The sequence below is a fragment of the Salinivibrio sp. AR647 genome (assembly GCF_001995415.1).
Classification (GTDB): domain Bacteria; phylum Pseudomonadota; class Gammaproteobacteria; order Enterobacterales; family Vibrionaceae; genus Salinivibrio; species Salinivibrio costicola.
Window position 1 is genome coordinate 1 of record NZ_MUFE01000019.1, and the last position, 10537, is coordinate 10537.

The 10537-nt window shown below is 47.2% G+C and carries 13 protein-coding genes; all 13 read left to right on the forward strand.

Annotated elements, in window-relative coordinates; all coding sequences use genetic code 11:
- The first annotated feature begins 280 nt into the window (after window positions 1–280).
- On the forward strand, window positions 281–517 hold the full coding sequence (locus BZG76_RS15045) for a Flp family type IVb pilin (RefSeq protein ID WP_077461927.1): 237 nt from the start codon (window positions 281–283) through the stop codon (window positions 515–517).
- 31 nt (window positions 518–548) lie between these two features.
- Window positions 549–995 (forward strand): A24 family peptidase, encoded by a 447-nt coding sequence (locus BZG76_RS15050; protein WP_077461928.1) that lies wholly within the window; start codon window positions 549–551, stop codon window positions 993–995.
- Between the two features lie 105 nt (window positions 996–1100).
- Window positions 1101–1904: a Flp pilus assembly protein CpaB gene (gene cpaB / locus BZG76_RS15055; protein WP_077461929.1), complete on the forward strand. Its 804-nt coding sequence runs from the start codon at window positions 1101–1103 to the stop codon at window positions 1902–1904.
- A gap of 9 nt (window positions 1905–1913) precedes the next feature.
- On the forward strand, window positions 1914–3242 hold the full coding sequence (locus BZG76_RS15060) for a type II and III secretion system protein family protein (protein ID WP_241824104.1): 1329 nt from the start codon (window positions 1914–1916) through the stop codon (window positions 3240–3242).
- Window positions 3239–3733, forward strand: a complete 495-nt coding sequence (locus BZG76_RS15065) for a hypothetical protein (RefSeq protein ID WP_077461930.1) — start codon at window positions 3239–3241, stop codon at window positions 3731–3733. Before BZG76_RS15060 ends, BZG76_RS15065 begins: the two co-directional genes overlap by 4 nt.
- On the forward strand, window positions 3733–4983 hold the full coding sequence (locus BZG76_RS15070) for an AAA family ATPase (RefSeq protein ID WP_077461931.1): 1251 nt from the start codon (window positions 3733–3735) through the stop codon (window positions 4981–4983). The genes BZG76_RS15065 and BZG76_RS15070 overlap by 1 nt, the downstream gene beginning before the upstream one ends.
- Window positions 4980–6263, forward strand: a complete 1284-nt coding sequence (locus tag BZG76_RS15075) for a CpaF family protein (protein WP_077461932.1) — start codon at window positions 4980–4982, stop codon at window positions 6261–6263. Before BZG76_RS15070 ends, BZG76_RS15075 begins: the two co-directional genes overlap by 4 nt.
- The gene (locus BZG76_RS15080) at window positions 6260–7177 is read left to right on the forward strand and encodes a type II secretion system F family protein (RefSeq protein WP_077461933.1); all 918 of its coding nucleotides are present in this window, start codon (window positions 6260–6262) and stop codon (window positions 7175–7177) included. Before BZG76_RS15075 ends, BZG76_RS15080 begins: the two co-directional genes overlap by 4 nt.
- A 15-nt stretch (window positions 7178–7192) precedes the next feature.
- Window positions 7193–8065 carry a type II secretion system F family protein gene (locus BZG76_RS15085; RefSeq protein ID WP_241824105.1) on the forward strand — a complete coding sequence of 291 codons (873 nt, stop codon included), beginning with the start codon at window positions 7193–7195 and terminating at the stop codon, window positions 8063–8065.
- The gene (locus BZG76_RS15090; protein ID WP_077461935.1) at window positions 8058–8879 is read left to right on the forward strand and encodes a tetratricopeptide repeat protein; all 822 of its coding nucleotides are present in this window, start codon (window positions 8058–8060) and stop codon (window positions 8877–8879) included. The genes BZG76_RS15085 and BZG76_RS15090 overlap by 8 nt, the downstream gene beginning before the upstream one ends.
- Window positions 8876–9388, forward strand: coding sequence for a TadE/TadG family type IV pilus assembly protein (locus BZG76_RS15095; protein ID WP_077461936.1), 513 nt, complete (start codon window positions 8876–8878; stop codon window positions 9386–9388). The genes BZG76_RS15090 and BZG76_RS15095 overlap by 4 nt, the downstream gene beginning before the upstream one ends.
- Window positions 9369–9926 (forward strand): tight adherence pilus pseudopilin TadF, encoded by a 558-nt coding sequence (tadF, locus tag BZG76_RS15100; RefSeq protein WP_077461937.1) that lies wholly within the window; start codon window positions 9369–9371, stop codon window positions 9924–9926. The genes BZG76_RS15095 and tadF overlap by 20 nt, the downstream gene beginning before the upstream one ends.
- 3 nt (window positions 9927–9929) lie before the next feature.
- Window positions 9930–10537: TadE/TadG family type IV pilus assembly protein (locus BZG76_RS15105; protein WP_131825334.1), on the forward strand; the 608-nt coding region annotated here is incomplete at its 3' end.

Sequence of the window (10537 nt, forward strand, 5' to 3'; positions counted from 1 at the left end):
CCCACACCCACACCTATCTACTTCATTGTCAATATCAGCTTTAGAGCAGGCGTCCTTTTACGCGGATACCACAATCACCTTAAATTTATAATATTATCAATTAGTTATTTTTTGCGATCGACTAGACAGTGGTCGGTTAAATAGTCAGATCTGCGTCAAATTATAGGCATAACGTTATTTCTCATTTTGAATGGCAGTGATAGTCTCGTGCGACAAATTGTGAACAGGGTTCCAATTATTGTTCACGTGATGGGTAAAAAAATTAAAGGAAGAAATGCGTATGTTAACTGAAATGTATGTCAACACCCGTTTAGCACTGGAGTCGTTTGCCAAAGACAAGCGCGGTGTTACCGCTATCGAATATGCGATTATCGGTGTCGCGATTTCTGCGATCGTGTTAGCTGTATTTAATGGTGGTGATGCTGATAGTGGTTTACGAGGTGCTTTGGAGAATGCAATCACTAAAATCACTACCAATGTAGACACTGCAGCTACAGCTGGCGCTGGTAAAGAATAAGTCAGAAACTAAACAGTAGGCCTTAATCACAGTGATTGCTCTGCCATTATTGATTGGTTCCTGTTTGCTGGTGTGTATGGTTAGCGATCTGAGACGACGCACCATCGAGCATTGGATGGTTGCGGTGATCACTGTGCTCGCAGGGGGCATTGTTTACTGGGCTCAGCTCCCTGTCGGCAATGCGCTAATACAGGCTAGCTTGGTTTTGGTGGCCGGCTTTGCTTTATTTTGGCTCGGTGTGTGCGGTGCTGGAGATGTGAAGCTGCTAGCAGCGATAAGTCTCGCGGTGAGCGAACAATGGTGGCCATGGATGTTGTTTTTAATGGCTATTTTGGGCGGCCTAGTCGCTGTCGGGCTTTTGCTGGCCAGCTGGTTAGGAAAGCCCGAATGGCGTGCCCGTGGTGTGCCTTATGCCCTTGCTATCGCGCCATCGGGGATGTTCGCCATATGGCTTACCTTAGCGAGTGTCGCACAGTGATATTCACGATGGCGGTGTACGCAATGTAACGTCGCCGCTCCTCTTATATGTTTGATCGATACAACTATCGCTTCCCACCGTGGTTTCCGGTTGTTTAGAGGGACTATGAATTCAAAATTACTCTCCTTGATTGCCTTTTTGGCCATTGCCATCGGCCTGTACGGTTTATTGCAGCCTAATCAGTCGACGCAGCCGGTGCAAACTGAGGCGTCAACAGCATCACCCGAGGTTGTCTACAAGGTGATAACGTTGAAATCTGAGCTCGACCGTGGTGAGACGATTGCACGAGATAATCTGATCATCGAAACCTGGCCAGAGAACAAAGCCAACCAAATGGGTATTGACGCTGATATGGCAATCCCCGAAACCAATGGCGAGGCTTTATTAGCCAGACGATCACTGGCGGCCGGCGATATTCTCTATCCGGACGCAGTGGTGTCTCCGCAAAGCCAAGATTATCTCGATTACGTCACACAAGCCGATCGTATTCCCTTTCCGCTTGAAGTCTCAGCAACCTCAGTGGTCGGTGGGGCGGTGCGCGCTGGGGCATTGGTCGATATTATGGCGCTTGCCTCCACCGATCAAAACCTTGCCAATGAGACCACAGTGCGTAGCTTTCGCGGTGTGTCCCTCGCGCCTGTATTAATGGGCGTGAAAGTCCTCAAAGTTGCGCAATCGCGTCAAGAGGCGACCCGCAATCAACCGGCGTCTACGGACACCATCTTGATTTTGGAGCTTACCCGTAAGCAAGTGGCCACCATGACCATTGCCAAACGCGTCGCCCAACTTGAGGTTCACAAGTCGCTGGGCAAAGCGTCGCCTAAAGATATGTCCGCCAACGCTGGCGATGTTCTAGATGACTATCGAGCGATTACAGAGTTTCGGGCTGATACTGCCGTTATAAAATAAGGAATTTGTATGGAAGCGCCGCACTTTTGTCGCCGCTGGATGTTGGCATTATTGTTGAGCTGGGTCGCGATGGCGGCCCATTCTGCCCCTATGGTGATGAATATCGCCAAAGGCCAGGCAGAAGCATTGCAAGTCAATCAAACGATTGGCTCGGTATTCGTCGCTGATCCCGCGATAGCAGACTACCAAGTTATCGATAAGCGAAAAATTGTAGCGTTTGGTAAAGCGGTTGGCACAACCTCGTTACTGGTATTTGATGAAGCAGGCAATACCATGGCGGCACGTCAATTGGTCGTGAACCAAAGTATGGTCCATATTCAGCAACAAATTCAGCTGCGTTATCCGGATCTCGATATTTCAATTGATAATTTGGCTGATCAAGTGGTACTCAGCGGTCGGGTGGCCAGCGAAACGCAGAAAAAAAGTATCGAACGCTTGGTGGGTGAGCTGTTAGCAAAGTCAGCCACTGAAGAAGAAGTTGAGTGGAATACGGGAGAAAATACCTACAACCTCGAGTTTATGCGCCGTTATCGCTACGACGGGATTGTCAATAACTTAGAGGTGGCCACGACCAAGCAAGTCAATGTGCAATTAACCGTGGCGGAAGTCTCCAATTCGTTTATGGAAAAGTTTGGTGTTAATTTTAGCTCGGGCGGTCGAGGCAGCGGGATCTTTGTTAATCCGTTGAAGAGTTTTAGTGCCAGCGACATCCTCACCGTCATCAGTGCGGTTGGCGATGATAATGTCGGACAAATTCTCGCAGAGCCCAATTTATCGGTGTTATCGGGTGAAACAGCCAGCTTTCTTGTCGGTGGTGAACTGCCTGTCGTCACTCGTATTGATGGTGGCGTGAATGTGCAGTATCGCGAATATGGGGTCAAACTAGAATTGGCGGCGAACGTACACAGGGACGATAAGATCAAACTCGCATTAATGCCGGAGGTGAGCTCTTTGGATGCGCAATACAGCAATGACGCCTATGATTTGCCGGCATTAAAAACACGCCGAGCCCGCACTACGGTTGAGCTGGGAGACGGCGACAGCTTTGTGCTCGGTGGCTTGTTGAACAGTGAAGAGCGTGAATCCTTATCGAAAATACCCTTTGTCGGTGATATTCCTATTTTAGGGGCGCTGTTTCGTCATACCGAAACGCAACGTAACAAGACTGAGCTGGTGATCGTCGCCAAAGTGAATTTGGTCAAACCCATACAATCAGATCAAGTGGTTATCCCACAAATTCAGCGAACGTCGACGCTTGAGCGCTTTTTCGCATTAGACGCGGTGCCTGAGCAAGCACCATTGCGCCAATGGTTGCGTAAAGGAGGCTTTATCCAATGAAAGTGACATTATGGCTAGTCGGCATCCTCCTAATGAGTGGGCTGTGGGGCTGTACACCCGCTTATCAAACCGAGGGAACTCAAGTTTTACTGGCGCCAGTAACTTATCAGTTAACGCTATCAACATCCGCGTCGCAGAGTGATTTTGAGCAATTTACTCGTTTTGCTTCTCATCATCAGAAGTTAGTACTTACTCAACCTATTACGATTGACTATAACACCCCTCGCGGTGAACAGGCGGCGAAAAAAGCGCAACGTTATTTATTGAAGTTGGGAGTAGAAAGTCAAAATATTCGGCGTCGTTCGGCGGCTCTGGAAGACGGAGATTGGCGCGTTTCAGTGGTGACTTATCAGGTAAAACCACAAGCTTGTCATCCCGTTAAAATAGCCGATGTGCGTCAGAATAAAACCGGTTGTGTGGTGACACAGAATCGCTGGCTCTCCAAGGTACGTCCTGAACGTGGCCTCAGTCATGAAGAAGGCGAATACTGATGTTTGATCTCGTTGATATATTAAAAAGTAATCAATCTCAGCAAGACGAACGCGAGAAGATTACGTCGGTATTATTCTATCAAACCGCTCCCTGTCGTTCTTTGGTGGAAGAAGCGTTTCGTTTTGAGGGCGTCGCAACGCCAGAGATCTGCAAAAACTCAGACATGGCGATCACGGATCACGTTCGTCAACAGAGTGTTGAAATCGTATTGGTTGAGTTGAATAGCAGTCAGGATGTGACGGGGGATGCTCGTCGTATTAGCCACTTATTGCCAAGTCATGCCTCTGTGATTGTGATTGGCAGTGAGGATGCGATCTCAACGATTCGTAATCTCAAAGAGATGGGATTTTATTACTTATTTTGGCCAATTACGAAACAAGAGCTGATCGATTTTGTCCGTAGCGTCAGTGATAACCGTCAGCGTAATCGTGGACCTGGCCAAAACCGTCGCGCGAAAAGAATATCGGTGATTGGCGCTAAAGGAGGGGTTGGCACGACATTGATCACGTCTGAGTTAGCGCATCAATTGGTCACCGATAAAAGCGCATCATGCATTGTGGTTGACCATAATTACACCAGTGGCAACCTAGATATTATGTTAGGGCTAAAGAAGTTTGAAAAGCGGGAGGTGCAAAAAGGCGCGTTTTCTTCAAGCCTTGATCTATCGGCAGCGCAAAGCTTACTCACCAAACACAGTGACATGCTCTCTGTTCTATCACTGACCTCCAAACAGTACAGTTTCGACGAACTGAATGATTACCACAATAATGCCGCGGATATACTCTCATCAGAATGCAACTTCATTGTTGAAGATGTCTCGGGTTCGTCGGGCTTTACGCATCGTAACCAAGCGCGTTGGTTAGACAGTGACTGCATTATTTTGGTGGTTAGCCCAACTGTATCAGCATTACGTGATGCCGGACGATTAAAAATGACCATTGACAAAGTCGATGAAGCATCGCGGCCGCGCCTCATCCTGGTACTAAACCACTGTATACCGGAAAAGTTTGCCACCGTGACGGGGGCAGATATAGAGAAGTTTCTTCAATGCCCACTTGATGTCGTGATCCCCTTTTCGGGGAAAATTGGCGAGCTTGTGTTGGAGGGAAACCGAGTCGCGCAGGCTAAAATAAAGGCATCTGGTCCGACGCGTAAATTGGCTTCCTTGGTGATAGGTGAGTCAACAGAGCGCCGTTCAGTGTTCAATTTTTTCACCGGTTTGTGGCGTCAAAAGAGGCACGTTGAGTGATAGGCACCAAGGAAGTCTATGTAAAGATCCGTAAGCAGGTCTTTGATGCCTTAGACCCGAATGTGATTGCGGATGTGTCGCGTGAAGATCTTGAAAAGCAACTCCAGAGCGCGGTTGAGCTACTCATCAATCGTGAGCAATGGCCATTAAGTAGCACGGTAAAAAATGAGTTCGTTAAATACTTAACCGACGAGCTGATTGGTCTGGGGCCACTGCAAAATTTAATGGACGATGAAACCATCACCGACATTATGATCAACGGACCTGATTCCGTTTATATTGAGCGTAACGGTTTAGTTGAGCCCGCACCGGTGACCTTTATTGATGAAAGTCAGTTGCGTGAAATCGCCAAGCGTATTGCTTCACGGGTTGGTCGTCGGGTGGATGAATCGTCTCCTACTTGTGATGCGCGCTTAGAAGATGGTAGCCGCGTTAATATTGTTATTCCGCCGATATCCATTGACGGCACCGCGATTTCAATCCGTAAATTTAAAAAACAGAGTATTGATCTACAGAAGCTGTGTGAGTTCGGGGCAATGAGCCCAGAAATGGCCCAACTATTAATGATTGCCGCGCATTGTCGGCTCAATATTTTAATATCCGGGGGAACAGGTTCAGGTAAAACGACCATGCTCAATGCCTTGTCCCAGTTTATTGGTGAAAATGAGCGGGTCATTACCATCGAAGACGCCGCGGAGTTACGGTTGCAACAACCTCACGTGGTGCGATTAGAAACGCGGACCGCAGGGATTGAAAACACAGGTTTAGTCGATCAACGCGACTTAGTGATTAACTCGCTACGGATGCGTCCCGATCGGATCATTGTGGGTGAGTGCCGTGGGGCCGAAGCGTTTGAGATGCTCCAGGCCATGAATACCGGTCACGACGGATCCATGTCAACGCTGCACGCCAATACACCTCGCGACGCACTGGCTCGGGTTGAATCGATGGTGATGATGGCAAACAGTAACCTCCCGCTAGAAGCGATTCGACGCACCATCGTTAGTGCTGTCGATTTGGTGATCCAAATCAGCCGGTTGCATGATGGTAGCCGTAAAGTGATGAGTATTACCGAAGTGGTTGGATTAGAGGGCGCAAATGTGGTTATGGAGGAGATTTTTCGCTTTCAACCGGTTTATCAGCAGTCTGGTGAAGGGAAAGTGCGTGGCAACTTTATGACGGCAGGACTCATGCAACGTTCGGTGTTGATGGAAAAAGCACGTTTCTTTGGGCTTGAGGAAAAGCTTTCGTCTGCATTCAAAGCCGGGGAGGGCATGTGATTTACCTTGTAATGCTGATGGTTGGGTTGGGGTTATTGATTGTTCCTTGGCTGAAAAAACACAAACGCTATGATTATCTCGAAGAATTTAATCGAACTGAGTTCGTTGAATCCGTGATGGCAAACCAGCAAGCGGTTGATTTACGTTCCCTGGCCGATAGGAGTGTATGGGAAAACATTCTACTGCGCTGGAGCAACTTTAAGAAACAGCTGGGAGAGCGCCCAAATATTAAGTTAGCCGCACTTTTAGCGGGCCTTTGTTTTGCATCGATTCAATTTAACAACCAGTTTTTACGGGAGCCCATCTGGATAGTTACGCCACCTTTTGTGCTTGCGGGTATGTTGATATTTTACCGTTGGCTTCAAAACCGTGAACAAAAAATGTTTGAAACGGCATTCCCGGATGCGTTGAATATGATGACCAGTGCAGTGTCTGCCGGTGAAAGTATCATGCATGCTATTTTGTATGTCGGTAATACGCTCGAAGGTGACATTGGTCGTGAGTTCCGCATTATGGGGAAACGTTTACAACTTGGTGAGTCTCCCGACGACGTGTTTCGAAAGTCCTGTCGCCGTTATCCTTATCCATCGTTTTACTTTTTTGTGATCACGTTGCGCGCCAATATGCAGCGTGGTGGCCAACTCAAAGATATTATGATGCGGCTTAATCGGATGATGTTTAATGCCCGCTCGATTGATAAGAAAAAATATGCGTTAACGTCTGAGGCGCGCACATCGGCGAAAATCGTCGCGGCGATTCCGTTTTTTTTCCTGTTTGTTTTGCAATATCTCAGCCCAGAAAACTTTGAGTTTGTGATGTTTGACCCCGATGGCAAAGTGATTCTTTATTATGTCCTTATTAGTGAAGCGATTGGGATCGCCATCGTTTGGGGATTAATGAAAAGTGTGCGCTGATAAAAGGGAATCATGATGGTACAGCATCAATGGATTTTTTTAATACTGCTACTTGTCGGCTGCGTGCTTGCTGTTGGTGCATTGCGACAGTCGCGTAAAAAACGCCAATTTCGTGACTTTAATATTGAGAACTCAACCGATCAAACAACAACCCCACTATGGGATAAGTTTGGCGCCTTTATCAACCAGCTGGTGTCTAATGACACCCATGAGGTGGAACAAAAATTTCTCGCGGCCGGTATTTACGATAAGCGTTGGAGCCGGTTATTTATGCCGATGAAGTATGCGGTATTGCTTGCGGGTAGCGTTGGTATATTTTTATTGAGCCAACTGCAACAATGGCCGAATACTTGGCTTTTGATTGGTGGCTTAGTGTGGCTGGTGATCATCATCATTGGCCCCGATGCCTATCTCAACCTACGTAAACGGGCGTTGATGAAAGCCATTTCTAATCGACTGCCTTACATGCTCGATCTGATGGCTGTTTGTGTTCAAACCGGGATGACCATTGAAGCGTCTATTACTTATTTATCGCGTGAAATGGCGGCCTTTGACCGTGACTTGAGTTTTTTGCTCACCCGTGTGAATGAACGCTCACGGATTGTGGGGCTCGAGCAAGCACTCGAAGAGCTTTATCAGCGAGTGCCATCTAATGAAATGCGCAGCTTTGTGATGACCCTCAATCAAAGCTTGCAATACGGCACGTCGATATACGGGGTGCTCACCACCTTGTCGGCGGATATTCGTGAAGTACAACTTTTGCAAGTTGAAGAAAAAATCGGTCAGCTCGCAGCCAAAATGTCGATTCCTTTGATTGTATTTATCATGGTGCCGATTGTGATCCTAATCGCCGCACCGGGCATTATGAGGATGCTAGCCAATGCCTAATCAGGTGAAACCTCGAATCAAACAACCGCGTTGGGCGCTGGTGGCAGCCTGTATTTTGGTGCTCTCTGGGTGTGCAGCCAGTCAGCCGCCAGAGCAAAAGACGCTGACCAACGAACAAGTGTTAGAAAGTAGTGGCAATGATCGTGAGATCATTGAGCTCTACAAGCGTGAGTTAAAGCAAAAAGAATCTTCGCAGACACGAATAAAGCTGGTGAAACGTTATCTGTACATCAAAGACTATGACTCGGCGGATTTTTATCTGTCGCCTTTGTTACAAAAGACGGAGCAAGATGGACAGCCTATATCGCAGATAGGCTTACTAGCCGGTAAAGTCGCGATGGGATTAGAGCAATGGCAAACCGCCGCCTTACGCCTGAAAGAAGTACAACAACGGGATCCCAATGACAGTGAGTCGGCTAATTTGCTTGGCATACTGGCTGCACGAGAGGGAGACTTAACAGACGCGCGACAGTGGTTCAATCAAGCACGAAAGAACATGGCCAATGATCGCACCATAAAAAACAACCTCGCATTGATTGATGTACTGGAACAGGACTTGACGGGGGCCCTTCGTCGACTAGAACCATTGCCAGAGCTCAGTGAACTTTCGGATAAAACGCGCATTACCCTGTCGTTAATCTATGCCAAAACCAATCAGCGCTCAGCCTTTGATGCGCTAACATCCAGCATGGAGAGCGAGGAACAAGCCGTACTTTACCAACAATTGCAAGCTTTACCCGTGGCCGATTTGTCCTCTCTTCTTGATGTCGCGCCTCAGGCTAAAGCACCAGAGCAAGAGGGCGTTATTCAATGAGAATAAACACGCCCCATCGCCTAAAGCGAGAATCAGGCGTCGCAACGATTGAATTTGTTGGCGGTTTTTTTGCCTTTTGGTTGATGTGCGCTGCTTGGGTGGAAATGAGCTTTATGTCGTATGTATCTGCCTTGGGGGATTTAGCTATCTCAAAAGCCGCACAACATGCGAAAAAACAACAAACTGAAGACTTTCTGACCGTATTTCAACAAACCCTTAATGATGATAGTAGCCTTTGGCATGCGTTGATCGATGCGAATAATTACCGGATAAGTATCCGTTATGTTAATGAATACAACACCCTTGCCACGATCACTRATGGTTGTGAACCAGATAATGAAGATGACAAAGAAGCTGTATGTGGCGAGCCAGAGAAAGCCCCTATTGCCATTTATAATGTCAGCTATGACTATCAACCCATCTTTAATTTATTTTTGGATAAAAACACCTTTTTTTCCCGTGAAATGATAGTGATACAGGAATACCAACGTGAAACCTTTGCGCTTTAAAGCCCATCAGCAAGGTAATTTTACCGTCGAATTTGCCATCGTCGGCGTCTTCTTTGCGCTGCTGTTGGTGTTCAGTGCCGATATCATCATTAAACTGAGCGTTAAAGGTAAGCTCGAGCGCATGGCTTTTTCTGCAGCCAATATCATTAAAGAGCGCACTGAACTGTTTAGTGAGGACGACTTTAGAGTGAACGATACTCAAGCTGAAGAAGCTTACACTATCGTCAGAAACTCCCTCACGCGTACCATGAGTAACTTTGACAGTACCAAACTCGGATTTTCGCTTCATGTTCGTCAAGGCGTTGGAGCGACGGATGAAGAGGATCAAAACAAAATTATTAGCCAGTGGTCAGCACCTTCTGGAACCCTGTGCCAGGCAGCGCCGCCGAGTAAAGATCTCAGCTTTACCACCACCTTTGGGCGACCAGCTACCTTATACCAAGTGACCGTATGCTACGACACCGATAATTGGTACGGCAATCTGATTGGCGAAGACTTCTCGCGCGTATCGTCGCGCGCCGTAGTGATGGGGAGATAGTTTATGCGCTCACAACCAGGTTTTGCTCACTCAGCTCCCGGCTACTACCGTCAGCAACAAGGGCATGCAGCCATTTTATTCGCCTTATTTATTCCAATACTGTTTGGCATTTTTACCCTAGGGACAGATGGGGCACGAGCGGTGCAGGACAAGGCACGTCTGGCAGAGGCGGTTGAAGTGGCAAGCCTAGCGGTTGCAGGAGCAGGGTCGGATGATAAGACACTGGCCAAGGCTTATATTCAGGACTATTTTCCCTACGCGGAAGTCAACGATAGCGATATTACCATTCGCAAAATAAATTGTGAAAACAACGCGTCTTGTCAGGACTCAGAGCAGCGTTTTTTTGAGTATCAAGTCTCAGCCAAAATTAACCAACCCACATGGTTTCCGGGCAATGAGACCATTGTTGGTTTTGGTGAGAACTATGATGTGGCAAGCGGTGCGGTAAGTAGGAAATACCACGCAGAAACGGTTGATGTAGTTTTGGTGGCAGATTTTTCTTCATCTATGTTTGAGGGATGGGAAGGAGGAGATAAAAAAAAATTTCTAGACCTAAAAGATATTATCATTGAAGTCATCAATGAAATAGAAAATTTCAATAAATATAATAT

Coding starts and splice junctions, on each gene's coding strand:
- BZG76_RS15045 (WP_077461927.1), top strand. CDS start 281: ATGTTAACTGAAATGTATGTCAACACCCGTTTAGCACTGGAGTCGTTT.
- cpaB (WP_077461929.1), top strand. CDS start 1,101: ATGAATTCAAAATTACTCTCCTTGATTGCCTTTTTGGCCATTGCCATC.
- BZG76_RS15060 (WP_241824104.1), top strand. CDS start 1,914: ATGGAAGCGCCGCACTTTTGTCGCCGCTGGATGTTGGCATTATTGTTG.
- BZG76_RS15065 (WP_077461930.1), top strand. CDS start 3,239: ATGAAAGTGACATTATGGCTAGTCGGCATCCTCCTAATGAGTGGGCTG.
- BZG76_RS15070 (WP_077461931.1), top strand. CDS start 3,733: ATGTTTGATCTCGTTGATATATTAAAAAGTAATCAATCTCAGCAAGAC.
- BZG76_RS15085 (WP_241824105.1), top strand. CDS start 7,193: ATGGTACAGCATCAATGGATTTTTTTAATACTGCTACTTGTCGGCTGC.
- BZG76_RS15090 (WP_077461935.1), top strand. CDS start 8,058: ATGCCTAATCAGGTGAAACCTCGAATCAAACAACCGCGTTGGGCGCTG.